General features: G+C 57.0%; 24 protein-coding genes. 10 read left to right on the forward strand and 14 right to left on the reverse strand.

Going from position 1 to position 26,129, the window contains the following annotated elements; translation table 11 throughout:
- The first annotated feature begins 8 nt into the window (after window positions 1-8).
- The 3 genes from AC2FFD_RS13485 (at window position 9) to AC2FFD_RS13495 (ending at window position 2,978) form a co-directional block, all read left to right on the forward strand.
- Window positions 9-917, forward strand: coding sequence for a c-type cytochrome (locus tag AC2FFD_RS13485; protein WP_496873312.1), 909 nt, complete (start codon window positions 9-11; stop codon window positions 915-917).
- A 164-nt stretch (window positions 918-1,081) separates the two neighbouring features.
- Complete coding sequence (locus tag AC2FFD_RS13490) at window positions 1,082-1,972, forward strand: cation diffusion facilitator family transporter (RefSeq protein WP_496873313.1); 891 nt, start codon at window positions 1,082-1,084, stop codon at window positions 1,970-1,972.
- A gap of 169 nt (window positions 1,973-2,141) precedes the next feature.
- Window positions 2,142-2,978 (forward strand): hypothetical protein, encoded by an 837-nt coding sequence (locus tag AC2FFD_RS13495; protein WP_216597847.1) that lies wholly within the window; start codon window positions 2,142-2,144, stop codon window positions 2,976-2,978.
- Window positions 2,979-3,235: 257 nt separating this feature from the next.
- On the opposite strand, the gene AC2FFD_RS13500 is transcribed toward AC2FFD_RS13495, so the two are convergent.
- The 6 genes from AC2FFD_RS13500 to AC2FFD_RS13525 are packed head-to-tail and all read right to left on the reverse strand — an operon-like array spanning window position 3,236 to window position 10,423.
- Window positions 3,236-4,177 carry an ABC transporter permease gene (locus tag AC2FFD_RS13500; RefSeq protein WP_171205143.1) on the reverse strand — a complete coding sequence of 314 codons (942 nt, stop codon included), beginning with the start codon at window positions 4,175-4,177 and terminating at the stop codon, window positions 3,236-3,238.
- Window positions 4,174-5,217: an ABC transporter permease gene (locus AC2FFD_RS13505; RefSeq protein ID WP_496873314.1), complete on the reverse strand. Its 1,044-nt coding sequence runs from the start codon at window positions 5,215-5,217 to the stop codon at window positions 4,174-4,176. The genes AC2FFD_RS13500 and AC2FFD_RS13505 overlap by 4 nt, the downstream gene beginning before the upstream one ends.
- Window positions 5,207-6,727 carry an ABC transporter ATP-binding protein gene (locus AC2FFD_RS13510; RefSeq protein WP_496873315.1) on the reverse strand — a complete coding sequence of 507 codons (1,521 nt, stop codon included), beginning with the start codon at window positions 6,725-6,727 and terminating at the stop codon, window positions 5,207-5,209. The genes AC2FFD_RS13505 and AC2FFD_RS13510 overlap by 11 nt, the downstream gene beginning before the upstream one ends.
- Complete coding sequence (locus AC2FFD_RS13515) at window positions 6,724-8,082, reverse strand: amidase (protein ID WP_496873316.1); 1,359 nt, start codon at window positions 8,080-8,082, stop codon at window positions 6,724-6,726. Before AC2FFD_RS13515 ends, AC2FFD_RS13510 begins: the two co-directional genes overlap by 4 nt.
- A 16-nt stretch (window positions 8,083-8,098) precedes the next feature.
- Complete coding sequence (locus AC2FFD_RS13520) at window positions 8,099-9,082, reverse strand: BMP family protein (RefSeq protein ID WP_496873317.1); 984 nt, start codon at window positions 9,080-9,082, stop codon at window positions 8,099-8,101.
- A gap of 27 nt (window positions 9,083-9,109) precedes the next feature.
- Window positions 9,110-10,423, reverse strand: coding sequence for an amidohydrolase family protein (locus tag AC2FFD_RS13525; protein ID WP_496873318.1), 1,314 nt, complete (start codon window positions 10,421-10,423; stop codon window positions 9,110-9,112).
- A gap of 383 nt (window positions 10,424-10,806) precedes the next feature.
- Here AC2FFD_RS13525 and AC2FFD_RS13530 point away from each other — a divergent pair, with 383 nt between their 5' ends.
- Entirely contained in the window at window positions 10,807-11,826 is a 1,020-nt protein-coding gene (locus AC2FFD_RS13530) for an AraC family transcriptional regulator (protein WP_496873375.1), read from the forward strand.
- Between the two features lie 194 nt (window positions 11,827-12,020).
- Window positions 12,021-13,199: an acyl-CoA dehydrogenase family protein gene (locus tag AC2FFD_RS13535; protein ID WP_496873319.1), complete on the forward strand. Its 1,179-nt coding sequence runs from the start codon at window positions 12,021-12,023 to the stop codon at window positions 13,197-13,199.
- A 175-nt stretch (window positions 13,200-13,374) separates the two neighbouring features.
- Here AC2FFD_RS13535 and AC2FFD_RS13540 read toward each other — a convergent pair whose 3' ends face one another.
- From AC2FFD_RS13540 to AC2FFD_RS13565, 6 genes are read right to left on the reverse strand one after another with little or no spacing between them, the layout of a single operon-like run.
- Window positions 13,375-14,313: an HAD-IIA family hydrolase gene (locus AC2FFD_RS13540; protein ID WP_480684890.1), complete on the reverse strand. Its 939-nt coding sequence runs from the start codon at window positions 14,311-14,313 to the stop codon at window positions 13,375-13,377.
- Entirely contained in the window at window positions 14,277-15,092 is an 816-nt protein-coding gene (phnE, locus tag AC2FFD_RS13545; protein WP_480684891.1) for a phosphonate ABC transporter, permease protein PhnE, read from the reverse strand. The genes AC2FFD_RS13540 and phnE (AC2FFD_RS13545) overlap by 37 nt, the downstream gene beginning before the upstream one ends.
- Window positions 15,092-15,907 (reverse strand): phosphonate ABC transporter, permease protein PhnE, encoded by an 816-nt coding sequence (gene phnE, locus AC2FFD_RS13550; protein WP_152457392.1) that lies wholly within the window; start codon window positions 15,905-15,907, stop codon window positions 15,092-15,094. Before phnE (AC2FFD_RS13550) ends, phnE (AC2FFD_RS13545) begins: the two co-directional genes overlap by 1 nt.
- Window positions 15,904-16,698, reverse strand: coding sequence for a phosphonate ABC transporter ATP-binding protein (gene phnC, locus AC2FFD_RS13555; protein ID WP_170345391.1), 795 nt, complete (start codon window positions 16,696-16,698; stop codon window positions 15,904-15,906). Before phnC ends, phnE (AC2FFD_RS13550) begins: the two co-directional genes overlap by 4 nt.
- Before the next feature lie 60 nt (window positions 16,699-16,758).
- Window positions 16,759-17,733, reverse strand: a complete 975-nt coding sequence (gene phnD, locus AC2FFD_RS13560) for a phosphate/phosphite/phosphonate ABC transporter substrate-binding protein (RefSeq protein WP_170345390.1) — start codon at window positions 17,731-17,733, stop codon at window positions 16,759-16,761.
- A 58-nt stretch (window positions 17,734-17,791) separates the two neighbouring features.
- The gene (locus AC2FFD_RS13565) at window positions 17,792-18,835 is read right to left on the reverse strand and encodes a DeoR/GlpR family DNA-binding transcription regulator (RefSeq protein ID WP_254440073.1); all 1,044 of its coding nucleotides are present in this window, start codon (window positions 18,833-18,835) and stop codon (window positions 17,792-17,794) included.
- An 11-nt stretch (window positions 18,836-18,846) separates the two neighbouring features.
- On the opposite strand from AC2FFD_RS13565, the gene AC2FFD_RS13570 reads away from it, so the two are divergent.
- From AC2FFD_RS13570 to AC2FFD_RS13590, 5 genes are read left to right on the forward strand one after another with little or no spacing between them, the layout of a single operon-like run.
- On the forward strand, window positions 18,847-19,311 hold the full coding sequence (locus AC2FFD_RS13570; RefSeq protein ID WP_496873320.1) for an NUDIX hydrolase: 465 nt from the start codon (window positions 18,847-18,849) through the stop codon (window positions 19,309-19,311).
- Window positions 19,312-19,368: 57 nt separating this feature from the next.
- The gene (locus AC2FFD_RS13575) at window positions 19,369-20,394 is read left to right on the forward strand and encodes an ABC transporter substrate-binding protein (protein WP_496873321.1); all 1,026 of its coding nucleotides are present in this window, start codon (window positions 19,369-19,371) and stop codon (window positions 20,392-20,394) included.
- Window positions 20,395-22,611 carry an ABC transporter permease gene (locus tag AC2FFD_RS13580; RefSeq protein ID WP_496873322.1) on the forward strand — a complete coding sequence of 739 codons (2,217 nt, stop codon included), beginning with the start codon at window positions 20,395-20,397 and terminating at the stop codon, window positions 22,609-22,611.
- Window positions 22,608-23,678: an ABC transporter ATP-binding protein gene (locus tag AC2FFD_RS13585; RefSeq protein WP_496873323.1), complete on the forward strand. Its 1,071-nt coding sequence runs from the start codon at window positions 22,608-22,610 to the stop codon at window positions 23,676-23,678. The genes AC2FFD_RS13580 and AC2FFD_RS13585 overlap by 4 nt, the downstream gene beginning before the upstream one ends.
- Complete coding sequence (locus AC2FFD_RS13590; RefSeq protein ID WP_496873324.1) at window positions 23,679-24,251, forward strand: histidine phosphatase family protein; 573 nt, start codon at window positions 23,679-23,681, stop codon at window positions 24,249-24,251.
- Here the strand turns inward: AC2FFD_RS13590 and AC2FFD_RS13595 are convergent.
- Both AC2FFD_RS13595 and AC2FFD_RS13600 read right to left on the reverse strand, forming a co-directional pair.
- Window positions 24,248-25,039: an inositol monophosphatase family protein gene (locus AC2FFD_RS13595; protein WP_496873325.1), complete on the reverse strand. Its 792-nt coding sequence runs from the start codon at window positions 25,037-25,039 to the stop codon at window positions 24,248-24,250. The two genes, AC2FFD_RS13590 and AC2FFD_RS13595, sit on opposite strands and share 4 nt — an antisense overlap.
- 658 nt (window positions 25,040-25,697) lie before the next feature.
- Entirely contained in the window at window positions 25,698-26,105 is a 408-nt protein-coding gene (locus AC2FFD_RS13600) for a universal stress protein (protein ID WP_425078527.1), read from the reverse strand.
- Window positions 26,106-26,129: the final 24 nt, after the last annotated feature.

Raw genomic sequence — 26,129 nt, forward strand, 5'->3', positions numbered from 1 at the left:
CGCTGGCCATGCGGCGTTTTTTCATTTTCGCCGCAGGTATTGCTGTACTGGTCGGGCTGGTCGGTTTGGTGCTGACCCGCCCGAAAAGAGTTGATCAGACACAACTGAACGGGATTGTCCCTGATCTCAGTCGAGGTGAAGCCGTGTTTTACGCGGCTGGGTGCGCGTCCTGTCATTCTGCACCGAACGCAACAGGTGAGGAAAAGCTGGTACTGGCTGGCGGACGTCGGTTTGAGACGGATTTCGGCACCTTCATAGCCCCGAACATATCCAGTGATCCGGTTGCCGGCATCGGATCGTGGTCCGCATTGGGTCTGGCCAATGCCCTGCTTCACGGGACCGGGCCCGAAGGGCAGCACTATTTTCCTGCGTTTCCCTATTCGACTTACGCCAACATGTCAGTCGAGGACGTTGTTTCGCTGCATGCCTTCCTCGGCACTTTGCCGGCGGTTCCAACCCAAAGCGCAGCGCACGAGGTTGGCTTTCCCTTCAACATTCGACGCGGGCTGGGCGGGTGGAAGCTGTTGTATCTGAAACCGGGCTGGGTTGTGGAAGGCGATCTGACGGACCAGCAAATGCAAGGCCGTTATCTGGTAGAGGCGTTGGGACATTGCGCAGAATGCCACACACCGCGCAACGGGCTAGGGGGCCTGAAACGCGACCTCTGGCTGACAGGTGCACCAAACCCCAGCGGAAAGGGCCGCATCCCCGGGCTGACTTCCGCCCAGTTGGATTGGTCCGAGGCTGATATTGCCGAGTATCTGAAATCTGGCTTCACGCCGGATTATGACAGCGCGGGTGGCGAGATGGTGGAAGTCATCGAGAACACATCACGCCTTACGGATGAGGACCGTTTGGCGATTGCGGCCTATCTCAAGGCCGTGCCCGCGTCACCGACAGGCGCGCCATCAGAGTAACCCTCTTTGGCGCCATGCATCGGATGCCAGATGCCCCGGTCAGCCCCCAGCACGAAGCCGCAAGGCCTATTCCCTTTTCGCCCAACTCCTGTTTTACGTTCTGGGCACCGGAGCGCAGCACTCGCCCGAGTTTCTGTTCGTGATTGATTGAGGGTCGTGGCCGAATGACACAAAAAATAGCGCTTTGGTCCATTCCGATATCCCTGGCGGTACTGGCCCTGAAGCTGCTGGCCTGGTGGCTGACGGGTTCTGTGGCTTTGTTGTCGGACGCGATGGAATCCACCGTCAATGTCCTAGCGGCGATGCTGGCTTATTTCGCGGTTCGGGTTGCAAACAAACCCCCTGATGAAAACCACCCCTTTGGTCACAAGAAGGCCGAATATCTTTCCGCCGTCGTCGAGGGCGTATTGATTGTGTTGGCGGCGTTCCTGATCATCAGAGAGGCCGTGCTGGCACTTCCAAATCCGCATCTTGAGGACGCGCCTTTTCTTGGAATCGCCGTCAATGTCATTGCAACGGGCGTGAATGGCGCATGGGCCTACTTATTGCTCAGAATCGGCAGGCGCGAGGGGTCGCCTGCATTGGAGGCAAGCTCGCGGCATATTTTTACAGATGTCATGACGTCAGCGGGTGTCATCGCGGGACTCATGCTTGCACTTGTCACCGGCTGGCTGATCCTTGACCCGATCCTTGCAATTCTGGTCGCGCTGAACATCCTGTGGGAAGGATGGAAAGTCATTCGAGCGTCCGTTGACGGCCTGATGGATGTGAGCCTTTCCGACCATGACCTGCAAGTTGTTTCCGACACCATTGAACACAATCTTGGCGCTGCGCTGGAGTATCACGACCTCAAGGGACGCAGATCCGCAAATATCATCTTCGTCGAGTTTCACCTCGTTGTGGACGGCGCGATGTCGGTCAGCGCGGCGCATGACATCTGCAACGAAGTCGAACACGCATTGGAACGCATTTATCCTGGTTCTGTCTTTGTCATTCATCTGGAGCCCGATGATGAGTTGAAGGGCAACGGAGCAAAACCGAGCCAAGTCTCCTAAACCACTCTCCTAAACCACTCGGTGCAATCGATTGCGACGGAAGTCGTGGTTTTGGCCGGGACGTTCGGCCTGCAATTCATCAGACCTAAGCCCGATGTCGGGAAGCAACGCCCCGGGTAATCTGTCACCGACACCATGACATGGGTCGAACAGAACTGGAGGCGAAAAAATGAAACTTCAAGGAAAACTGGGCCAGCTTCTCAGCACCGCAGCACTGGCTTCGTTGATTGCCGCAACGCCTTACGCGCCGAAGTTTGACGCGGAAGGGCGCTTGCACCTTGAACCAGCCTATGCCTTTGCCAAAAGCGGCAGCGGAAAAGATGGGGATGGCGGCGATGACGATCGGGGGGATGATCGTGGCGGCGAACGGGACGACAACTCGGGGTCGGGCAACAGTGGTCGCGGGGGTGATCGCGACGACGACAGGGACGATGACCGCGACGACGACAGGGACGATGATCGCGACGACAATTCCGGATCCGGCAAAGGTGGTCGCGACGATGATGACGATGATGACGACGACGATGATGATGACTCGAAGCGGTCGAACCGAGGCAGCGGCAAAAAGGATCAATCCCGGTCAGGAGGCGGGTCATCGCGCACTGCCGGCGTAACCAAGGTTGAGACGAACGCCAACGGCATCGAAGTGCGTTATGCCGATGGAACCAAAGAAGAAATCGAAAACGGTCGGTATGAAAGAAAGAATGCTCAGAACCGCACTGTGGAAGAACGGCTGGCGACAGGTGCCGATGTCTCAAGGCTCCGGTCATTGGCAGATGGTATCTCCATCGACAACGTGCGCGCGTCCGGCCAAGGAGGTTCTGCGGGAAGCCGCCCGACGAAGGTTGAACGTCAGGGCAACAATATCGAAGTAAACTATGCCAATGGCTGGAAAGAAGAGATCGAGTTTGGCCGTTACGAATTGAAGGACCCGTTCAACCGGACCGTTGTCGAGAGAAATGCAACCGCCGCTGACCGCCGGAGATTGCAGGCGGCAGCCAACTAGGCAACAATAACAGGTCGAAAGACAAAAGGCGGCTTCTCATCGTCAGAGGCCGCCTTTTCCTATCGTCATTGCCGCCGGTTATTGGCGTACTGCATTGCGATCAAGGGCTTCTTGCCCAAAGTGCTGACGCAAGATCCCGCCTAATACGACAGGCACGGGTTTAAATGTCGCAACCCGCCATGACCCGAAGTTTCATGTATGTCCTGCCCCTTTCGCGCTTGCAACAACAACCCATCCACTGGTTGTGAACCCTGATCCTAGCGTTCACCGCGCCGATAGGGTGCCATCAGCGCAGCAGGCACCTCGGCCCTGCGGGCGACGAGAACGAGCGCGACGATGGAAAGCACATAGGGCGCCATCAGGAAGAGTTGATATGGCACGCCTTCAATCGCCGTTTGCAGCCGCAATTGGTATGCATCGAAAAAGGCAAACAACACGGCGCCAATCAACGCCTTGCCGGGCCGCCAGCTTGCGAACACAACCAGCGCGATGCAGATCCAGCCGCGTCCTTGAACCATGCCCGGAAAAAAACTGTTGAACGCCGTTGTCGTCAGGAACGCGCCACCCACTGCCATCAACGCTGATCCAACAACCACTGCTCCAATGCGAATGCGAATGGGGTTCAGCCCCTGCGCCTCGACCGCGTGCGGGTTTTCACCTGTCATGCGAATGGCCAGCCCCAACGGTGTCCGGGCAAGGACGTAAGCCATCACAGCCACCGCAAACAGCGCCAGATAGGTCGGCAGGGCCTGGGAAAACAGGATCGGACCCAGAATGGGGATGTCGGAAACACCCGGAACATCGAGTGGCTGGAAAGGTTCTATCGTCGGGGGCAGATCGCCCACTTCAACAAGCAACCGGTAAAGGTAGTAGGCCAGCGCGGACGCAAACAGCGTAATGCCAAGCCCTGATACATGTTGCGACAAACCAAGCGGGACCGTGAGCATGGCGTGCAGCAATCCCATCACCGCGCCGCAAAGCGCGGCAATCATCAGGCCCACCAGCAAAGGTGCGCCCATGTAGACGGCAAGCCAACCGCTCATCGCGCCCATGGTCATGATCCCCTCGATCCCCAGATTGAGAACACCCGAACGTTCACAGAGCAACGCGCCGAGGACTCCGAAAATAAGCGGCGTTGCAATGCGCAGCACGGACGCCCAGAGGCTGGTATTCAGCAGCAGATCAATTGCATCACTCATCGGCGCACCCGGTAAGTTGTGAAAAGAAGGGCCACGATCATGGTGAGCAGGCAGAGCGCCACGATCACATCGGCAATGAAGCTGGGAACGCCGGTTGCGCGGCTCATGGCGTCGGCCCCGACAAAAACTGTGGCAACGAATACGGCGGCGGCGACCACACCGGCCGGATGCAATGCGGCAAGCATTGCGACGACGATGCCGGCATAGCCGAATCCGGGGCTCATGGTCGTGGTGACCCCGGCTGTAACACCCATGACTTCGACGGAACCTGCCAAACCCGCCAAAGCACCGGAAAGCAGAGCCACACCCATGATCGTTCGGGGCAGAGAAATTCCGGCAAAGGCAGCGGCACTGGCGTTCAAGCCTGCGGCGCGTGTTTCAGCGCCAAAAACCGTACGGGCCAGGATCAGCCAAACAACACCTGCTGCCGCAATGGCAAAAAGCAGCCCGATATGAAGGCGCGTGCGGGGGATAAGATCCGGCAGGCGGTATTCTCCGCCCACTGGCACGGAGGAAGGCCAGCCAAAGGCCATCGGATCGCGCATCGGGCCTTCGATCATGAGGCCGACGAAAAGGATCACAATGAAGTTGAGCAGCAGGGTCGTCACCACCTCATCCACCCCGAAACGCAGGCGCAAAAATGCGGGGCCTGCCAACAGGGCCGCGCCCGCTGCCATGCCTGCCAGCATCAAAATCGGAATACCGATCCACCCGGGAACCCCGAGTGAATGCCCGATCCACGCGGTGATCAACGCGCCGACGAAGAACTGCCCCTCGCCGCCGATGTTCCAAAGCCGGGCCCGAAAGGCGACGGCCGCGGCAAGCCCGGTGAGTATCAGTGGCGTGGCGCGGGTCAGCATCTCGGTGATCGAAAGGCGCGAACCAAGGGCGCCGGTCAGCATTTCACCATAGGCAGTCAGCGGGTTCACACCCGCCGCTGCGATTAGTCCCGCAGCCAATAACAAGGCGGTAATGATCGCGGCCAGCGGCGCAATGACCACAAGGTACAGCGGTACATGTGTGCGTCGTTCAAGCCGCATCATCATCTTCCTTCCAGACTCCTGCCATCATCAGGCCAAGGCGTTGCGGATCAGCCTCATCAGCGGATATCGGTTTCGACAATCGACCCTTAACGATGGCCTGTATCCGATCGGACAGGGCCACGGCTTCTTCCAGTTCCTCTGAAATAAGCAGAATCGCGGCACCCTCGGCCCGCGCGGCCAAAAGCTCGGCATGAACCGCGGCAATTGCCCCTTCATCAAGGCCCCGCGTCGGCTGGTTGGCGAGTACAAAACGCGGTCCGTTGGTCAGGACTCGCCCCAGGATCAGCTTTTGCATGTTGCCGCCAGACAGCAGCCGTGTTCGCGTGTCGGGACTGGCCCCTCGGATGTCAAATCGTTCGATAAGACCTGCGGTGTATTCTCGGGCGGCGCGTTGTCGGACAAAGCCTCGGCGCGAAAACTCCGGTGTGCGCAGACGTTCAAGAACTGCGTTTTCCCACAGGCTCAATTCACCCACGACACCTTCTGCATGGCGGTCTTCCGGTACCCTGCCGGCGCCAGCCCGGATCATGCCACGCGGGCCCAGATGGCCGATATCCTGATTCAGCAGCGTCAACTGCCCGGCGCTTGGGTGGATCAATCCGGACAACAGCCCGCCAAGCGAGGCCTGACCGTTGCCTGATACGCCAACGATACCAAGGATCTCGCCAGCGTGGACGGTGAATGACACATCATCCAGCCGCAATTCACCGTCTTCTTCCACGCGCACATCGTTTGCGACCAGAACCGGCGCGCCAATCTCGTGGTCTTGACGAATAGGCCGTTCCACTTTGCGGCCAACCATCAGTTCCGCCAACTCTCCGGGGGTTGTTTCAGAGGTCCTGCGTTCCGCAACCAACCTGCCGCCACGAAGAACGGCCACACGGTCAGAGGCCGCCATGACCTCATGCAGCTTGTGACTGATGAAGATAAGCGACAGACCCTCTTTCGTCATGTCGCGCAGCGTCTCGAACAGGCGCATTGCCTCGGGCCGGGCCAGAACGGCCGTGGGTTCATCCAGGATCAGTATGCGCGCGTCTCGATACAGCGCTTTCAGAATTTCGACGCGTTGACGCTCACCTACGGAAAGGGACTTGATCCTGTCGTCGGGGTTCACGGGCAGACCAAACCGATTTGCGATCTGCAACAACTTTGCGCGCGCCTCGCCACGTGCGGACCGTGCGCGTGTCAGGGGTTCTGAACCAAGCATGACGTTTTCAAGAACCGTGAGGTTGCCCGCAAGCGTAAAGTGCTGGTGTACCATGCCCACACCCACCTCGATCGCTGCGCGGGGCAGGCCAGGTGGCAGCTCTTCGCCGAACACCCTGACAGTGCCTTCATCGGCTGCATAATGACCGAACAGGATGTTCATCAGCGTCGTTTTTCCCGCGCCATTTTCACCCAACAATGCAAGGATTTCACCCTCGGCCAGTGTCAGGGTCACATCATCATTGGCGGTAAGCGTTCCAAAACGCTTTGTTATGCCGTGAAGTTCCAGAACCTTGTTCATGTGGGCAGGCCTGCGATTGGAGACGGAAAGGTTAGCTCGGGCGCACGCGCCTCGATCAGAGCGCCAAGTTTCAGCAGCGCAACATCCGAACCGGGTGGTCCCATCAGTTGCACACCGATTGGCAGGCCATTTGCCATGCCAAAAGGCAATGCCAAAGCCGGCAAGCCTGCGACATTGGCAAGTGCCGCGTTCGGGGCAAAGGCCTCCAGCCGCGCCATGTGTTCATCTGCGGAGGCGCCAGACAGATCCAAAGTGCCAATAACGGGCGGCGCAGACGATAAGACCGGCATCAGCACGGCATCGGCAGAACTTAAAGTCTTGCGAGCACGATATGTCAGACGCGCAAGCTGCCGTGAGGCCGCAAAAAGCGCGGTGGCAGATGTGGCACGGCCTTCGGCGGCCATGGCGGCGGCAAGCGGTGGAACCTGGTCATCGCGGATCCTGAGTGCAATGAGCCACTCGGCCAGCGAAACAGCCAGTATCGTGCGGGCAATTGCATGAGCCTCGACCCCCATCTCGTCCGGGGCGCAAATGTCATGCACTTCGCAACCTGCATCGCGCAGAGCGTCAGCCGCATCTTTGGCGGCTTCGCACTGGTCAGATCCGCAACGCTCGGGCAATGCCAATGCGATGCGGGGGAGGTCCGCCGGATATACCGGGGCCATGGGCTGGGCTACGGCTGGAAAGGCGGTTTCCACATCGCGAACGGACCGTGCCAGAACCAATTCTGACGCTATCCCCATCAGGTGATTGGTAAAATCAGGGCCTCCGGGCACCGCACCACGTGACGGCTTGAGCCCGGTCAAGCCGCAGCACGCGGCAGGTACTCTTATAGATCCGGCCGCGTCCGTGGCATGAGCAATGGCGACGATGCCGCCTGCAACCGCAGCCGCGGCGCCGCCAGATGAGCCACCGGGCGTCAACGCGGGATTCCACGGATTGCGGGCCGCAACCATGCCATCTGGTTCACATGTCAGGGAAAGGCCGAATGGCGGTGTTGCCGACACGCCAAAAGGGATCAGGCCGGTCTGGCGCAATTCATGCAGCAGGCAGCTGTCAGTTTCGGATTTTCGCCCTTGCGCGCGGATTGCCGCAGACCCGGCAGCAGCGGGCAGCCCTTTGGCGGAACCGCCGAGGTCTTTGACCAGGAACGGAACCCCGTGAAAGGGCCCGCGCTGGTCCGATGGCGCTGCATCTGCTGCCCTCGCGCCGGCGCGGGCCATGTCTTCGTCCAGAAACACCACGGCGCCCAGATCCGCCTGCGCGTGGCAGGCGGAAAGGCTTGCTTCCATCGCGTCGGTGGCAGTGATCTGCCCTGCCGAAACGGCAGCTGCAAGAGCCGTGGCATCGGTCACGTCAAAACCCCCGGGATCAGGAGGGCTCGCTTTCGTCGATCGGAACGTCCCATTCGCCGGATTGGATGGCGGCTTGTTTGGCCTCCATCGCAGGGATGGCGTCGGCAGGCACTTCGTCAGCGACATAGATCAGCTCATTGCCGCCATGGGCCATGAAGGAATATTCAGTATAGTTGCGCCCGGTGGGTTTGCCGGCCTGAACATCCGCCACGATGGCTTCGATGGTTGGCCCATAGTTCCATATCGCGTTGGCAAAGACCGTACCGGGATAGCGCGGTGTATAATCGATAAGTGAACCGATGGCTTTCACACCACGCGCCTGAGCCGCATCCGCCGTACCGATCCGTTCACCAAACAGGATGTCCGCGCCCGCATCGATCTGGGCAATCGCGGCTTCCTGCGCGCGGGCGGGATCAAACCATGCCCCGATGAAACCGTTGAGGAAAGTGGCGTCAGGGTTCACTTCACTGACGCCCATCCGGAAAGCATTGATCAGCAGGTTCACCTCGGGGATCGGATAACCGCCGACCGAACCATAGACATTGCTTTCCGACATTCGGCCGGCAAGCATTCCGGCCAAATAGGCCGCCTCGTGGTTGCGGGTGCCGAAGACACCGAAATTGTCGCCCTCCGGTCCGCCGGAAGACCCCATCAGAAACGCGGTATCGGGGTAGTCACCCGCCACTTCGCGTGCTTCGCGTTCCACCGCGTAGGACTCGCCCCAAATGATTTGCGCACCGCCTTCGGCATATTCGCGCATCGCACGGGGATAGTCGGTCGGAGCTACACCCTCGGAAAACTCATATTCGATCAGACCAGCCTCGGCGGCTTCCTGCATCGCCACATGGATCCGGCTGTTCCATGCGTTTTCGACCGGAGACATATGCACGCCAGCGACGTGGATCGCAGATTGTGCATTGGCGCGGCGGACATAAGCCGGCAGGGCCAGCGTGGCCGCAGCGCCGACCATCAGTTGACGACGTGTTGTGGTGAATTTCATCGGAGTATCCTCTTCTGTTGGTGGCAACTATTCTTGTTTTTGAGCTTCCTGAATATTGGGCCTGGGCGCGTAATCCGCTGGATCCAGGGTCGAGGGACGGCCGGGCAAAGAAAGCGCGGCCAGTCTTGGTTCGGTACGCGCCAGCACCTTGCCGTTTTTGATGACGGCAAGACGTGTGGCCTTCATGCGAACAGCTTCAATCGGGTCACGCGCTTGCAGCACAACCATGTTGGCTGGGCCACCTTTGCGAATTGTCGGGTCAGGCAGACCCATGGTCCTGGCACCGTTCTGGGTAACGGATGTGAAAGCCCATTCCATCGCTTCGCGGGATGTCATCGGCACCGCATGCACGCCCATATGGGCCACTTCCAGCATGTCGGCGGACCCAAGAGAATACCATGGATCCATGGTGCAATCCTGCCCGAAGGAAACGTTCACACCTGCTGCACGCAATTCTGGTACACGGGTCAGGCCACGGCGGCGCGGATAAGTGTCCGAGCGGCCTTGCAGCGTGATATTGATAAGCGGGTTCGGTACGACGTTCATGCCGCTTTCCGCGATCAGCGGAACAAGCTTCGAGGCATAGTAGTTGTCGTATGAATGCATCGCGGTGACATGGCTTGCAGTCACACGACCCCCGAGCCCAAGGCGCGTGGTTTCATAGGCGAGGGTTTCCACATGGCGCGACATCGGATCGTCGCTTTCATCACAGTGCAGGTCCAGCATCAGCCCACGATCTGCGGCAATCTCGGCCAGCCTCGTGACCGATCGGGCGCCTTCCGACATCGTGCGTTCAAAATGCGGGATACCGCCCACCACGTCGACCCCCATATCGAGCGCCCGGATCAGGTTTTTCTCTGCATTTTCTGCGCGATACAGTCCATCTTGCGGGAATGCCACCAATTGCAAATCAATATACGGGGCAACCAGCTTGCGCACTTCCAGCAAAGCTTCGACACCCACCAACGGAGTTGACGAAACATCCACATGCGAACGGATGGCCAGCAACCCCTGCGACACGGCCAGATCGCAATATCGCATGGCCCGCTCGATCACCGCTTCGGGCGTCAGCAGGGGCTTCAGTTCTCCCCAAAGCGCGATGCCCTCCAAAAGCGTGCCCGAGACATTCATACGTGGCGTCCCCAGGCTCAGGGTGGCGTCCATATGGAAGTGCGGGTCGACGAACGGAGGTGAAACCAGGCGGCCCTTTGCATCGATTTCTTCGCGCGCTTCACCCAAGATGTCAGCGGCAATTTCCGCAACACTGTCGCCCTTGATCGCAATATCCACCGGTTCGCGGCCATCCGGCAAGCTGGCCTTTCTGATGATGATGTCAAACATTCATCTGCCCCCTAATTTGACCACATGGTAAAAGTATTCAAAAAAATTGCCATTTATTTTTGCGATGTTTTGGAATCGGCGCCTTTGACAGCCTCTCAGCTGCTCATTATCAAAGCCCGACTGATTAAATATTGGCCGGATTTGGGGCAATGGCGGCCCGAGCCAAAGAGCGCCCGGCTCATCCGCGAGATTGTTTGCCGATGCAAACAAAAGCTCCGCCCGCCACCGCACAGCGATATTCGATGACCGGTGCGGCGAACAGGGGCGCTAGCCCTCTGAATTGAGTTCAAGCAGAGCGTTGTTTGATGAAGACATCGACAATCCACCATCTGCACGCGCCGTGTTTCATCTCGACCGGAATTGGTGATACCTCCTTGCACGTCATGACCAATGTCGCACCAACGATCCTTTCCACGGTTTCCAGCCAGTTTATCGATGACTGGCTGACGGCATTGCGTACGCTATGCCCCGAGGCGCAGATGGCATCGCTTCTCGGCCGGTCGGGTTTGGTCGCGGATACGCGTCACCCTCATGGTCGCGTCACGCTGGATCAGATCGTATGTCTCTATCAACTTGCCGCAGTTGAGACCGGTGATGAGATGATGGGGCTTTGGAGCCGCCCAATCCGGCCGAGGGCCCTGCAACATCTTTTGACGACAGTCCGGGAAGCCACGTCACTCTCATCGGCACTTTATCGCTTTTCGACCTTCTGGAACTTGTTGCTGGATGACTACCAGTTTGATCTGGATGACGCCGATAACATGTTGGTGCTTACCCTGAAGCCACGGGGCGCGGCTCAAGTTCAGCGGTTCGGGCACATGCTGATACTCAAACTTGCCCACGGGCTCATGTCTTGGCTGGCGGGGCATGAAGTTCCGGTCAGGGGCGTCGATTTCGTGTTTGACCGCCCCGACTTCGATCAGGATTACGCGGTCATCTTTCCGGCGCCGCTACGGTTTGGCCAAGGCGCCACCGCGATTTCGTTCGATCCGAATGCACTGGGTCCAGTGCAGGCGCGCAGCACATCTGATCTTGACCGGTTTTTGCAAAACGCGCCCCGAGACTGGATCTTCACCAGTTCGCGAGAGCACACCCAATCGCTGCGGGTGCGCACATATCTGGGTCAAACGGGCTGGGGCGCGGCAACCCTGACCCAGACAGCGTCCGCGATGCACATGACCCCGCGCACCCTGATCCGCAGGCTGCATGCGGATGGAACATCGTTTCAGGCCATCAAGGATGCCCTGCGGCGTGACATCGCAATCCGTGATCTTCAGGCGGGGCGCAAAAGCGTTGAGGCCATCGCCCATGGTGTCGGATTTTCCTCGGCCGCAAACTTTCACCGAGCCTTTCAACGCTGGACCGGCAGCACCCCCAGCTCGTATCGCAGGACGAATATCTGAGACGCGCTTTTTGTCACTTTTGGACAATACCCTGTCACCACGCGAGATAGAGCAAAGAAGTTTCTCCTGCTAAATATTGCTCAATACATGGCGTTCTCACCTGACTCTCCTCTGGAAGCTTGACCCGCTGCCTGCTCAGCAGGTGCTGAAGTGTGGCGTCATGTGAAAAGAGCCGCTCACAAAAGGACCGACCAATGTCAGACAAACTCGCCACCATACTCCAAGCCGCACGCGACCACGCCGAGCAAGTCATCCTGCCCAATGTGGACGCCTGGAACGCCGCAAAGACATGGCCCCGTGATGCGTCTGACAAGGCCGGGGCCGCTGGCCTGACGGGGCTCTACGCCCCCGAAGAGTTTGGCGGGCAGGCCTTGCCGCTGTCCGAGGGCATTCAGGTCTACGAACAGCTGGGGCTCGGAGATGGCGCTTATGCCTTTGCCTTGTCGATGCACAACATCTGTACCTTCGCGGGCTGCGGCTATGGCACGGATGCCTTCAAGGAAAAGTGGGCGCGGGATCTGACCTCGGGCCGCAAGCTGGCGAACTTTGCCCTGACCGAACCGCAATCGGGGTCGGACGCAACAAACATGTATTCGCGCGCCGTGATCAATGGTGACGGCACATGGACGATCCGCGGCGCGAAGGCATGGGTCAGCCTGGCGACCGAGGCTGATATCTATTTCACCGTGGTTAAGACCAGTGACGCTCCCGGCCACAAGGATATGGCGATGATCGCCATCCCGGCCGACGCACCGTGCCTCAGCTTTGGCCCGCTTTATGATACCCCATCCTACAACTTCCTGCCCTTGGCCGAGATGTACATGGACAAAGTGGTGGTGAGCGAAGACAACATCATCCTGCCCATTGGCCAGGGCCTGCAAGGCTCGCTCATGGCGATTGATATTGCCCGCGTTTCGATTGCGTCAGGATGCTGTGGATTGATGCAAGCTGCGCTGGATACGGCGTTGTCCTATTCCAAGAACCGCAAGATGTTTGGTGGCAAGAACCTCGATCTGGACGGGATCCAGTGGATGCTGGGCGAGGTTGCAACAGACCTTGAAGCCTCAAAGCTTCTCTACCGAAAGGCGGCAGAATCCCTTGGCACGCCCGAAGGTCCATTGATGGCCGCCCATGCGAAAAGGTTCGTGCCCGATGCCGCCGTGAAGGCTGCGAACACCTGTACGCAAGTGTTGGGTGGTGCGGGGCTGTTGCAGCCCTACGGTCTGGATCGTTTGTCCCGCCTTGCGCAAATGCTGCGGATCGTGGACGGGACGACGGAAATCAGCCGCGTGGTTATCGGGCGAGCCTTGCAAAAACGTGCGGCAACTCTGCCTGATCTGCCGGTACCGAAAGGCTTTGGCGAGACCGACTGAATGTCCCACATCTGGCAGAACGGCGCCAATCGGAGATTCTGCGCAGACTTCAGCAAGATCGAAAGGCCAGCCGCATAAGTGCGGCCGGTTGCCTGAATGGTTGACCGTGGTGCTAGCTCGCCCTGAGCAATGTCGCGCAAAGCGTAAGAGGATTTGCTTTCTGACGACACTGACATCAAGGCCGGTTCAAAACAAAGTTCGGCGCTATCCCTGCCTTCATGATCGCTGCTTCAACATCATGCCCTGCGAAGAAACCGTATCCCGAGATGAGAGCGGAAGCTATGCCGGCTTCTCGTGCGCCCAGTATGTCGGTGTGAAGGCTGTCGCCAACCATCAGAACCCGGGGCTTGTCGATGTGCCCGAGACGTTGGAAAGCAATATCATAGATATTGGCGAAAGGCTTTCCAAAAAACTGAGGGGCGACGCCTGTCCGGTCTGCCAGCCGATGCGCGTAAAGACCGGGTTCCTTGGAAAAACCATACTCGCGCGGAGCGACAATGTCAGGGTTGCCGACCAATACCGGGCGGGGGCGCTCCAGCAAAGCGGCCTCCAACATGGCTTGTCGCGATTCAGTCCAAACCGCCGACCCGATCAGCAAAAAACCGTCGACGGTTTCGTAGGGCTTCGGATCGTCCTCCAGATAGGATAGTTTCAGCCCCTCCAGATCGCGAAGGCCGGCACTGGGGGTCGCCATCAATCCCCAATGCAACTCACTTTGGCCGTTTAGTTCAGACAACAATGTGACCCGGCTGGTGATCACGTCTTGTGGGGCGAAATCGTAACCAAGCCTCGTGTACTTCTCCAGTAGAGTTGCGTGGGGAAACCCAGCGGCATTCGACACAACCAGAACACGTTTTCCGGCGGCTTTCAGCGACCTGACCCGATCCGGCGTGCCCGGGATTGCCGTATCACCAATATTGAGAACCCCGAAAGCATCGAGGAGGAACACCTCAAACTCATGAGCTATGTCCTCCAGCGTGTCCGCCTGGCGATAGCTCAATTCAGTAGATCTGGTTTGCGGCAGGCGATGTCGTACAGCCTCGTAGGCGTCAAAAGCATCTTGCACAGAGAAACCGGTCAAATGATGGCCCCTCGTACTTTCGCCGAAACCCATTCGCTGATCATAACGGCGCCCAGAATTACAATCAGGATCAGGCTGACTTGCGGCCATGCCAGAACGTTGAGCGAAGCTGAAAGTTGCAACCCGATGCCTCCAGCTCCAACCAGCCCAAGCACCGTGGATTCGCGGATGTTGATATCCCAACGGAAAACGGCAATGCCTGCAAACGCGGGCAGGATTTGCGGTACGATCCCATAGGCCATGACCTGCCAGCGTGAAGCACCGGTCGCCGCGATTGCTTCGACCTGCGCGTGATCAATTTCCTCAATCGCTTCGTAAAGAAGCTTTGCGCAAAACCCGATTGAACGAATGGCGATTGCTATGACACCGGCGAACACACCGGGACCAATAATCGCGATCAGAAGAAGCGCCCAGATCAACGAGTTGATGGAGCGGGTCGAGACAATGACCAATAGCGCAATCGGCCGGATGAACAGAGCGGACGGCGTGGTGTTGCGGGCCGCCAAAAAGGCGACGGGGACTGCCATGCACAGGGCGATGATTGTACCCAGGGTGGCGATATTTAGCGTGTCCCAAATCGGGCGACCCAACTGGGTGATGTACTCCCATTTAGGAGGCGTTGCCCGGGTCCATATATCATTGGCGATGCGGGGCGCGTCCCAGACGAAAAACCAAGTGGTCGATTCCGAGATCAGCTGCCAGCAGTAAACAAAGATCGCCGCGCCCAACAGCCAGCCGAACCAACGGACCAAGCTCTGACCTGTTGTCCGGCGACGCCAGATTTGCGCATCGTCGCGTTCAAGTATCGGCATTACTGAACCCTCGCTCGTATAATTCCCGAAAGGTATTCAAGAGCCATCACGATGCCGATGATAAGAATGAGAATGGCTGCCGCGGTGTCGTATTCATATCGGTCGAATGCGGTGTTCAAAGTCGCGCCAATTCCACCAGCCCCCACAAGCCCGAGGATCGCGCTTTCCCGGAAGTTGATGTCGATCCGATACATGGAAAGGCCCACAAGTCGCGGCATCACCTGCGGCTGAACTCCATAGTTGATCCATTGTGGCCAACGCGCTCCAGAGGCCTTGATCGCCTCGGCCTGAACCTTGTCCATGGCTTCGATATCTTCGGCCAGCAATTTCGAGAGAAATCCGATGGTGGCGAAGGAAAGCGTCAGAAATCCAGCGAGCGGGCCAAAGCCGAAGATCGCCACAAGCAATATGGCAACGATAATCTCTTGCAATGCCCGACTTATCGCAACAATGCCTCGGCAAATCATGTAGATTGGCAATGGCGCGATATTGCGTGCAGCCCCCAGCCCAATCGGGATCGATATCAGGATACCCACGACCGACGCGGCCACGGTCATGACGATACTTTCCAGAAGGCCGCTCCAAATATCTGACCACCGTGAAATGAAGTCCGGGCTGGTGAATGCAAGCACAAACGCCCAACCCCGATCCAGCCCTTCATAGACACGGCCCCAATCGACTTCGATGGTCATAAAGGCTGCGATCAGATAGGCGAAAAAACCAAGAAGCAATGCCCAGCGGAGCACTGGGTTCTTGACAAAGGCAGGCTTACGCCAGCCTTTTCCCAGCATGTCGTCCAGTTCTCGATGGCTCATTCTGCGGCCTCGACATCTTCATCTTCGTCCACTTTTTCGATGGTTGCTTCCCAGTCCTCTTCCCCATAGATCTCGGTCAGCTTCTCAGGGGTAAGGCCGGTGGGAAGTCCATCATACACAATTTCGCCAAAGCGGAGTCCCACGACGCGGGGAACAAACATCTGAGCGAGCGCCACATCATGGATATTGATGATGGCCGCCAATCCGCGTTCCTGACATAACTCGGTGATCAGCCGCATGATTTGACGGCTGGTCTTTGGGTCCAGCGACGCAGTTGGCTCATCGACCAGCAACAGTTTCGGGTTCTGTATCAAGGCGCGGCAGATGCCCACCCTCTGGCGTTGACCACCCGACAGTTCATCCGCCCGTTTATCCGCCATGTGCAACAGCCCCACCCGATCGAGCAAGCGGAAGGCTTCGTCCACATCCGACTGCGGATACCGCCGCAGAAAACTGCGCCAGAACCCTACATAACCCAGCCTGCCGGACAATACGTTTTCCATCACCGTAAGGCGTTCGACCAAAGCATATTCCTGAAAGATCATGCCCATTTGGCGGCGCACTTTCCGCAGCGCACCCGAGCCGAGTTTGGTCACGTCTACGTCATCCAGAAGGACACCGCCGCTGGTCGGTTCAACCAACCGGTTGACACAGCGGATCATGGTCGATTTGCCCGCGCCCGAGGGCCCGATCAACGCAAGAACCTGACCTTTTGGAACCTCTAGATCAATCGCCTTCAGCGCCTGATCTCCGGTCTTGTATGTTTTTGTCAGCTTTTGAAGACGCAGCATGAAATGCCCCAGATTAGGGTGAAGAGCGGGCCCTTTCAGGCCCGCCGGATGAGCCGGAAGTTACTGGCAGGCGTAAGAGACGCCATTTGCTGCGTCAATTTTACGAATGACGTCCCAGAATTCCTGATAGGTCATCTCGAGGAATTGGCCTTCGTTCGATTTCGAGAACTCCGCCTCCAGAGTCGTGCCTTCCCAGTCGAAACTGAAAAACGCATTGCGGATCTTTTCCTGCAACTCGGGCGTCAGGTTGTAGACGGTGCCAAACCCTGTGGTCGGGAAGGTCTGCGACTTGTAGATCGTAATGACATCATCTTCCTTGATCACATCGCGCGAGATCATCCGGGACTTGACGGAATTCGCAATTGAGGCCGCCAGGTAATCCTTGTTGGCGACACCCAGGATCGAGTTGTCGTGCTTGCCCGAGTAGACAGGTTCGAAATCGCGTTCGGGCAGAAGATCAAAATCGCTTTTCAGGATCGCCGAGGGCGCTTTGAATCCCGAGTTGGATGTAGGCGAGGTGAAAGCCAGTTGCTTCCCCTTGATGTCTTCGACCTTTTCGATGCCCGAACCCGGATAGGTGATGATCTCCATCTCGTAACCAAAATTTCCGTCCTTCGAAGCCATGATCGTGAACGGACGGAACCCGGCGCAGTTTACCGCAAGTGGGTTGGACCCGGTGTTGAAGCCTGCAATATGCAAACGGCCCGAACGCATCGCCTCGATCTGGGCCGCGTTGTTCTGGACTGGAAAAAAGACGACGTCCTTGCCAGTTTCCGCTTTCAAATGGTCAAGAAAGTCTGACCAAGCAGTTTTGTATACGGCGGGGTCTTCAACCGGCGTATAGGCAAAAATCAAAGTGTCCGGATCTATCTGCTCGGAAGGGTCCGTGGGGATATCCGCGATCAAATCACCGTCGGCATCACAAAAACGCTCGTCCAAGTCACCGCGTGGACAATCCTGCGCCGACGCCGTTCCACTTATCGACATGAGCGCGATTGCAGATGCCCCAAGCAATAGTTTGATATCAATCTTCATGTTTTCCTCCCAGTCATGTGCGGTGCTTTTTGTCCGCCGTTAATCAGTCATTTCACATCTACCCGGCAACGAGAACGTCGACCCCGGCGCCCTCAATAGCGTTACGCAATTCTCCTGTTGGTTTTTTGTCGGTGATTATCGAATCCAGGTCACTAAGGTCTCCTACCTGAGACAGGCCTTTCCGGCCGAATTTCCCGGAATCAACAAGAAGGTGCCGTTTCTCGGCTCGCGTCAGCATCACCCTCTTTACTGCCGCAAAGCCCCGCACTGTTTCTGAAGGGCCATCCGTCGAAAACCCCGAGGAACCGATCATGCACCTGTCGACGTTGAAACGGGACAGAAACTCCAGCGTCTCGGTTCCGATCGTTGCGGACTCAGTAGCCAAAAATTCCCCTGGGCATAACAGCACTTGTGCAGCCCCATGGCCAAGGGTCATAGCTATGGGAATGGAATTGGTGATTACCGTGCAAGGGGTATCAATATAAGCCAGTTCACGTGCCATTTCGATTGTGGTCGAGCCGGAATCGATCATGACCGTTTCACCGCTCTGGATCAGTTCCGCCGCTGTGGCGCCTATCCGTTCGCGTTCCTCAACCTGAGCGTTTGTTCGTTCATCCAGACCCGGATAGTGCCCTTGCGCGGCGGCCGACGCCCCCCCGTGTGCCCGCGCTATCAAGCCGTCATTCGACAGCGCATCGAAATCTCTGCGTACCGTCTCGGTGGAGACGTTGAACCGCTGTGCAAGTTCATTGATGCGAACGTGCGGGCGCAGCTTCAGTTCCAGCAATATCTGTTGGCGCCGGTCGGACTTCTTTACCCGGCTTTGGTTCTTTTCAGACATTCTGCCGCGCGTTTTAGTTTTGGACATCCGACGACCCGACTTGGCTTCGAAACCTACTTTTGTGGGCTTTCGGTCATAATGCAATATTTTTTGTTGCATAACCCACGGAAGGTTGTGAGAATTCGAGCGAACACAAGTATTTCCAAGCGCAAAGCAAAGGTGCACAGACTGACCAAATTCAGAATACGAGCCAAGGCAAAGCGTTAACCGGCCAAATTTGCCAATAAGACAGCTTTCTTTTGGTTTCTGGTCGTGTGGCATTGAGGAGCAGCATGGGCGACAGCGAAACGGCAGATCAGATTGCGGCGCTTCCGATGCGCTGGGACAAGACTGGCAAGTTGCGCGTTCTTATGGTCACTTCGCGGGATACCGGCCGGTGGGTTATCCCGAAAGGATGGCTAATGGACGGCAAAGAACCATGGCATGCCGCCGAAATCGAAGCGCAAGAAGAAGCAGGCGCTGTCGGCACCATTTCGAAACAGCCCATCGGTCATTTTTACTATGATAAACGATACGAGGGGCGAAGCAGCGTTCGCTGCCGCGTTACTCTTTATCCCCTGGTCGTCGAAAAGCTGAAGCGACACTGGAAGGAAGAAAGTGAACGCACACGTCACTGGTTTTCGCCGGCAAAGGCCGCAAAGTTGGTTCAAGAAAGAGACCTGTCAGACTTGCTGAACAATCTGACAGACGATCCAGAAGTCAAAATTGTCATAAAGAAGCTTCGAAAAGCTGCATGAGGAAGGGCATGAAAGAACCGGGAAACCCGGACGCATCAAGCTCAAAGGGAGGAAAAAATGAGGAAATTGATATCCACCACGGTTGGATCGTTGATCGCTCTGGCTGCGTCACTGTCGGCGGCACAGGCCGATAAACTGACACTTTACTGTTCGGCGCAAGAAGATTGGTGCCAACTGATGGCGCGCAGCTTTGAAGATGCCACGGGCATCGACGTCAACATGACGCGGAAGTCGTCAGGTGAAACTTTTGCACAAATACGCGCCGAAAGCTCGAACCCGAAAGGGGACGTTTGGTGGGGCGGTACGGGTGATCCGCATTTGCAGGCCGCCGAAGAAGGCCTGACGATGGAATACATTTCGCCGATGCGCGACCAGCTTCATGATTGGGCGATATCCCAGGCAGAAAGCGCGGGAAACCGAACGATCGGCATCTATTCGGGCGCACTTGGCTACGGCTACAATTCCGATCTTATCGCTGCCAACAACCTGCCCGAACCGGCCTGCTGGAAAGATCTGCTGAAGCCCGAATACAAGGGCCACGTTCAGATGGCGAACCCGAACTCATCGGGTACGGCCTATACCACGCTGGCGTCGATGGTGCAGATCTTCGGCGAGGATGAAGGTTTTGAGTTCATGAAAGGTCTGCATTCGAACATCAACCAATATACCAAGTCCGGGTCCGCGCCGATCAAGGCCGCCGGTCGGGGTGAGAACACCATTGGTATCGTCTTCATGCATGACGCCGTGAAGCAGGCCGTTTCAGGATTCCCGATTAAGGTCGTCGCGCCATGCGAGGGCACGGGATACGAAATCGGCTCGATGTCGATTATCAAAGGGGCGCGCAACGAAGAAGAGGCGAAAAAGTTCTATGACTGGGCGCTGTCTCCAGAAGCTCAGAACCTTGCTCTTCAGGTCAACGCGTTTCAGGTACCGTCGAACAAGAACGCAAAAACTTCGGAGAGCGCGCCAGACATGAGCCAGATCAAGCTGATTGATTATGACTTCAAAAAGTACGGTTCCTCAGACGAACGGAAGCGTCTGTTGCAGAAATGGGACGAAGAGGTTTCGACTCTGCCGCAGTAAATGACTGACCGGACTTCAAAAACGACCCATCCGGTCCTGATCTTCTGGATCACGGCCGGGTGGGTCGGATTCTGCCTGTTGCCTTGGTATATGGTCGACGGCGGCCTTTGGTCGTTCGAGTGGCTTTTGGACGGCTACCCATTCGGTGAGGATTACGCGCCCGCTGCATTTTTGATCGGGCAGGGCGAAAAACTTTGGCTCGCGCCGCTCCTGATCGCACTGGCCCTGCCGCTTCTGGTGTTGAAGCGCACCAAATCTGATCCAGTTTACGCCCGCATACTGATCCTGTCAGGGGCGCTTGGCTTTGGCTGGCTGATCGCTCAGGGGTTCAGCATTGGCATCAGAGGTTTCAACTTCAACTGGTTGGAGGCGATGTTTGGCGAACTGGGCGACCGTCAGTTCGGCATGGGCTATGGCGCGATGATATGCGCCTCAAGCTTTTTGTTCCTGCTGACTCAGGGGATCGCGGCAAGGGGTGCCATTAATGGTGACGTCTTTGTCGTAAGCGCCATCGGCGGCGTGATTACAATCGTTACTGCGTTTGTCTTTTTCCCCATCGCCAAGATGCTTTTCGCTGCCTTCATCACCGAAGACGGCGCGTATTCCATCGCGGTTTTCTTCTCGAAGTTTTTCGATGATCGACTGTGGGGCCTGGGGTGTTTTCATGGTGCCCGATGCGGTGCGGCCTGGAACTCACTTTTCCTTGCCATCCTCGTTGGCTTCATCACAACGATCCTCGGCCTATGTTTCGCGTTGGTCGTGACGCGTTCGGGTTTCCGCTACAAGCGCGCGTTGCGGGCTCTGACCGTTCTGCCCATAATCACCCCGCCATTCGTGATCGGCCTGGCGCTGATCCTGCTTTTTGGCCTGTCCGGGTCCGTCACCCGGTTCTTTGCCGAACTGTTCGGCACGCAGCCGACACGCTGGCTGTATGGAATGCCGGGCATCCTGATCGCGCAGACACTCGCGTTTACGCCAATTGCCTTTCTTGTTCTGATCGGTGTGGTTGAAGGTGTCTCTCCGTCGATGGAAGAAGCGGCGCAAACGCTCCGCGCCAACAGATGGCAGACATTCAAGACGGTTTCCTTGCCCCTGATGCGGCCTGGTCTTGCGAACGCATTTCTTCTGGGCTTCATCGAAAGCATGGCCGATTTTGGCAACCCACTTGTATTGGGCGGGAATTTCGACGTGCTTTCGACCGAGATATTCTTTGCCATCGTCGGCGCTCAGTACGATCAGGGCAGGGCCGCGGTTCTGGCCATGGTGCTGCTGTTCTTTACTCTTTCCGCCTTTTACGCGCAGCGTGTTTGGCTGGGGAAGAAAAGCTATACAACCGTCACCGGCAAAGGCGATGCCGGCGTTCATCCACTGATGCCGACTGGCCTTTCTGTTCCGGTATTGCTCATCGCTCTGGGCTGGGCGCTGTTCACGATTGTTGTCTACGCAATGATCATTTACGGCAGTGTTGTCGAGCTGTGGGGCGTCGATAACTCGCTGACGATCAAACACTACATCACTGCATTCTCGGTCCGCTTCGAAGACGAGGGAATTCGCTGGACCGGAGCCGCTTGGGACAGTTTCTGGACCACCATAACCATCGCGGCCATTGCTGCCCCATTGACTGCCGCCGTTGGTCTGGTGACCGCTTACCTGCTGACAAGACAAAGTTTTGCAGGCAAGAACGCTTTCGAATTTGGAACAATGCTGTCCTTCGCCATCCCCGGGACAGTGATCGGCGTCAGCTACATCCTGGCCTTCAACGTTCCGCCAATTGAAATCACGGGTACGGGTGTCATTCTCGTTGTCAGCTTCATCTTCCGCAACATGCCGGTTGGCGTTCGTGCGGGGATCGCGAGCATGTCGCAGCTTGACCGCAGCCTGGATGAATCCTCGCTGACCCTTGGTGCAAACTCGTGGCAGACGTTCCGAAACATCATTCTGCCGCTGTTGCGCCCTGCGATACTTGCTGCGCTTGTTTACAGCTTTGTGCGCGCCATGACGGCGATCTCGGCCGTCATCTTTCTGGTCAGTGCAGAATATGACATGGCGACCAGCTACATCATCGGTCGGGTCGAGAACAACGACTATGGCCTTGCGATCGCCTATTCGACGACGCTGATCTTCGTGATGCTCGCGGCGGTCGGCTTTTTGCAACTTCTCGTCGGTCGGGTCCAGATTGGTCGACGCACGCAGCACGGAACGGAGACATCGCCATGACCGACACCAAAATCGGTTCCAAGGCTGCCCCAGTACGCTTTGAGAACGTGTCGAAAGTGTTCGGCAAGGATGTCGTCGCCGTCGACAACATCGACCTGCACGTCGAGGCAGGAAAACTCGTCACACTGCTTGGCCCGTCAGGCTGTGGGAAAACAACGACTCTGCGCATGATTGCCGGGTTGGAAATGGCGAGCTCGGGCAAGATCCTGATCGGTGATCGGGACGTGACCAAATTGCCTGCCACCGACCGTGACGTATCCATGGTGTTCCAGTCATACGCGCTTTTCCCTCACATGAGCGTACTGGAAAACGTGATGTATGGCCTCACTTTCTCGGGCTTTGCAAAGGATGAAGCCCGCAGCCGCGCTCTGAACGGGCTGGAACTGGTTGGTCTTCAGGGGTTCGACAACCGTCTTCCCTCTGAACTGTCAGGGGGTCAACAACAGCGTGTTGCAGTCGCCCGCGCGCTGGTTCTTGAGCCGCAGGTTCTACTGTTCGACGAGCCGCTGTCCAATCTTGATGCCAAGCTTCGCCGTCAGGTGCGAGAGGATATTCGGGCTATCCAGCAAGATCTTGGTTTGACCGTTGTCTACGTGACCCACGATCAGGAGGAGGCACTGGCGGTCTCGGATGAGATTGTTGTCATGCGCAACGCAGCAATCGCCCAAATGGGCACACCACGCCAGCTTTATGATGCCCCGAACGACCGATTTGTTGCGGATTTCATAGGCGAGGCAAACCTTTTGGAATGCCAAATCGTCGATATCAATGGCGGCGCGGCAACGATAGAAATAGAAGGCTACTTTCACACGCTACCACGTCGCGGATTGTCCGAAGGACCCGCGACCATTGCCGTGCGACCCTCTCGTCTGGTCATCGGCTCAGACCAAGGCATCCCAGCCACGGTGGCCAAGGCGACCTATGTTGGCGTTCGGATGGAATACACGCTGACCGGTGAATTCGGTCAGGTTTTTGCCGTTCACGATGACGTCGATGCGCCGCTGGATCCCGGCACCGAGATCAAAATGGGCTTTGCTGACAAAGGCCCCGTTCTTTTGCCGGATTAAATGCCGAAACTCATTATCATCTCGCACCCCGAGGTCGCAATCGATCCGGCCGTCCCGATAACCGAATGGGGCTTGAACGCTGTGGGCCACAAACGCGCTACTGGATTTGCATCCAGTGAAGTCTTGTCCAACGTGACGCAGATATGGACCAGTGGCGAGCGGAAGGCCCGCGAAACAGCTGAGATTCTTGCTGCACCACGAGCGCTACCCGTGAATTGCAACTTGAGTCTTGGTGAGAACGACCGCAGCGCAACCGGTTACTTGCCTCGGGACGATTTCGAGGCCGCGGCCGATGCTTTCTTTGCTCAGCCGGATAGGAGCTATCGTGGTTGGGAAACAGCTGTCGAGGCGCAGAGACGCATTCATCGAACAGTATCAGAGATAATCCAGTCGCATGATGCCGGGGATCTTGCAATCGTGACCCATGGGGCAGTGGGCACATTGCTTTGGTGCGCACTCTCGGATTGTTCGATAGACCGCACATACGACCAACCCTCACAAGGCCATTTCTGGCAGGCTGATCTGGCGACACTCAAACCTGATTCATGTTGGGTCGCCTGGCATAGGCGCTAAGCGTTCCAAGCGTTCTCTGCGATCTCACGCAACGTCTCGAATACATCTGGCGTGCCTGCGATCACGCGCCCGCCGTCTCGGATCATCGCATCCGCGTTCTGATCCTCGACAACGCCACCCGCTTCTGAGACCAGCAATTGCCCAGCCAGGCAATCCCAAGCATTCATGTGCTCCTCGACATAACCCAGAAGGCGCCCGGCCGCGACGTAAGCCAACGAAAGCGCTCCGCTGGCGTTTCTGTGAAACATCGCCCCGTGTTCGATCAGATCCTCGATCACAGGTAAAACATGACGGCTTTCAATCCGGTTCGAATACCCTACGGCCACAGTTCCATCGCGCAACGCCACTCCTGATGCGACGCGTATCGGTGATCCGTTGAGTGTCGCTGTTTCTCCGCGCGTTGCGACAAATGTTTCATCCACGTTCGGATCATGGATCACACCAATCTCCGTTTGGCCGTTGGTGACACCAGCCAGAACAATGGTCCATGCTGGAATACCGTTCACGAAATTCGTGGTTCCATCGATTGGATCAATAACCCAGTCAAAGCCACTCTCTCCCGTTGCCGCGCCATGTTCTTCACCGTAAACGCCATCTTTGGGCCAAGCCTCCGCGATCCTTTGACGAATGAAAGTCTCGACGTTCCTGTCTGTCTCGCTAACCCAGTCCTGAGCGCCTTTTTGATCAACGACAAGATTGACCCGATCTGCAAAGAGCTTTTTGGCCATTACCCCGGCCTGCTGGCAGACTTCGGTGGCAAAATCTCTGCGTTCTGAAAGTCGAGACATAAGTGCTCCTTTTTCGGTTGGAGAGTTGCCAGCAACATTTTCTGGCGTATCCGATCTCTTCCGCGCCCAGAGTGCTGGGGCAGGGCATTCTGCTGATCAACTATGCTCCAGTAAGATACACTACGCCGGTTTCCAGGTTGCGAAAAGGCTCACTGGTTTTCCGTTTGACGTAGACTTGAAGCGCTTGAACCGTCGAAGCATTCAAAAAGCGCAAAAATCTCAAGGTGTTGAATTCAAAGGGGGACGAGTCTCAATAATTCGATCCCATGTCGGATCACCTTAATAGTGAGACTGCGATTCCAACAAAAACAGCTACTTAGAGTTTTGAATTTTTGAGACTCCAGAATCCGCGATTTTCTAACCGAACAATTAACAAGCAGTCCTTCATTCAACGAGCAGAGAACGACTGCAATGAGCCCAACCCGTGAATTTGATTTTCTCGCTGCGAGCGCTCGCAGCACGGATTTTGCCGCGAAGGCATCATCTTTAGCGCGGCAATGCTGTGTTAACAGCCGCCATTCATGTCGGGCGCAGCAAGATTTCGTCAGGCAAGGAACGAGTCGCGGGACAAAGGGTAAATTCACCGCGTTTGCGCCAAGGTCTGCAATATCGAGTAACCGGCCGCATAATCGACGTGCGGCACTCACCAGAAACCGTTTCAGCGGATCACGTGGACAGAACAATTGGCGTGGTGAACGACCCGGTTTGCAGTTGACCCAATAAAAATGTTCTCGATCCCCGGCTTGTGTGAGGCCAGCACTATGCAATCGATGTCATTTTCATTTGCGAAGTCAACGATCGCGCGGCCAGCGCTCCCCGAGACAAGGCGCGGTTTCGCACCCGATAGCTCCGCAGCATTCAGATGTAAGCTTTCCTGAAGTTCTTTTCGCGTATTTGCCAGAACTTCCTCGGGTATCTGAGATGCCACATATGCAGGGATCGGTTCCTGCACATGAAGCACTGTGAATTCCGCATCGGCATTTGCCAGCAAACGAGCAGCTTCAAATGAGGCCTGTGTATCGTGATCTTTGTCCAGTGCGACTGGTACCAGAATGTTTTTATACATATGAGCTACCTTCCATTGCTCCAG

This window comes from Ruegeria sp. YTSC002, assembly GCF_059609845.1.

What these genes read in the sequence shown, in the direction of transcription:
- AC2FFD_RS13485 (WP_496873312.1), top strand. Translation starts at nt 9, where the DNA reads ATGCGGCGTTTTTTCATTTTCGCCGCAGGTATTGCTGTACTGGTCGGG.
- AC2FFD_RS13490 (WP_496873313.1), top strand. Translation starts at nt 1,082, where the DNA reads ATGACACAAAAAATAGCGCTTTGGTCCATTCCGATATCCCTGGCGGTA.
- AC2FFD_RS13495 (WP_216597847.1), top strand. Translation starts at nt 2,142, where the DNA reads ATGAAACTTCAAGGAAAACTGGGCCAGCTTCTCAGCACCGCAGCACTG.
- AC2FFD_RS13500 (WP_171205143.1), bottom strand. Translation starts at nt 4,177, where the DNA reads ATGAGTGATGCAATTGATCTGCTGCTGAATACCAGCCTCTGGGCGTCC.
- AC2FFD_RS13505 (WP_496873314.1), bottom strand. Translation starts at nt 5,217, where the DNA reads ATGCGGCTTGAACGACGCACACATGTACCGCTGTACCTTGTGGTCATT.
- AC2FFD_RS13510 (WP_496873315.1), bottom strand. Translation starts at nt 6,727, where the DNA reads ATGAACAAGGTTCTGGAACTTCACGGCATAACAAAGCGTTTTGGAACG.
- AC2FFD_RS13520 (WP_496873317.1), bottom strand. Translation starts at nt 9,082, where the DNA reads ATGAAATTCACCACAACACGTCGTCAACTGATGGTCGGCGCTGCGGCC.
- AC2FFD_RS13525 (WP_496873318.1), bottom strand. Translation starts at nt 10,423, where the DNA reads ATGTTTGACATCATCATCAGAAAGGCCAGCTTGCCGGATGGCCGCGAA.
- AC2FFD_RS13530 (WP_496873375.1), top strand. Translation starts at nt 10,807, where the DNA reads ATGACCAATGTCGCACCAACGATCCTTTCCACGGTTTCCAGCCAGTTT.
- AC2FFD_RS13535 (WP_496873319.1), top strand. Translation starts at nt 12,021, where the DNA reads ATGTCAGACAAACTCGCCACCATACTCCAAGCCGCACGCGACCACGCC.
- AC2FFD_RS13540 (WP_480684890.1), bottom strand. Translation starts at nt 14,313, where the DNA reads ATGGGTTTCGGCGAAAGTACGAGGGGCCATCATTTGACCGGTTTCTCT.
- phnE (WP_480684891.1), bottom strand. Translation starts at nt 15,092, where the DNA reads ATGCCGATACTTGAACGCGACGATGCGCAAATCTGGCGTCGCCGGACA.
- phnE (WP_152457392.1), bottom strand. Translation starts at nt 15,907, where the DNA reads ATGAGCCATCGAGAACTGGACGACATGCTGGGAAAAGGCTGGCGTAAG.
- phnC (WP_170345391.1), bottom strand. Translation starts at nt 16,698, where the DNA reads ATGCTGCGTCTTCAAAAGCTGACAAAAACATACAAGACCGGAGATCAG.
- phnD (WP_170345390.1), bottom strand. Translation starts at nt 17,733, where the DNA reads ATGAAGATTGATATCAAACTATTGCTTGGGGCATCTGCAATCGCGCTC.
- AC2FFD_RS13565 (WP_254440073.1), bottom strand. Translation starts at nt 18,835, where the DNA reads ATGCCACACGACCAGAAACCAAAAGAAAGCTGTCTTATTGGCAAATTT.
- AC2FFD_RS13570 (WP_496873320.1), top strand. Translation starts at nt 18,847, where the DNA reads ATGGGCGACAGCGAAACGGCAGATCAGATTGCGGCGCTTCCGATGCGC.
- AC2FFD_RS13575 (WP_496873321.1), top strand. Translation starts at nt 19,369, where the DNA reads ATGAGGAAATTGATATCCACCACGGTTGGATCGTTGATCGCTCTGGCT.
- AC2FFD_RS13580 (WP_496873322.1), top strand. Translation starts at nt 20,395, where the DNA reads ATGACTGACCGGACTTCAAAAACGACCCATCCGGTCCTGATCTTCTGG.
- AC2FFD_RS13585 (WP_496873323.1), top strand. Translation starts at nt 22,608, where the DNA reads ATGACCGACACCAAAATCGGTTCCAAGGCTGCCCCAGTACGCTTTGAG.
- AC2FFD_RS13590 (WP_496873324.1), top strand. Translation starts at nt 23,679, where the DNA reads ATGCCGAAACTCATTATCATCTCGCACCCCGAGGTCGCAATCGATCCG.
- AC2FFD_RS13595 (WP_496873325.1), bottom strand. Translation starts at nt 25,039, where the DNA reads ATGTCTCGACTTTCAGAACGCAGAGATTTTGCCACCGAAGTCTGCCAG.
- AC2FFD_RS13600 (WP_425078527.1), bottom strand. Translation starts at nt 26,105, where the DNA reads ATGTATAAAAACATTCTGGTACCAGTCGCACTGGACAAAGATCACGAT.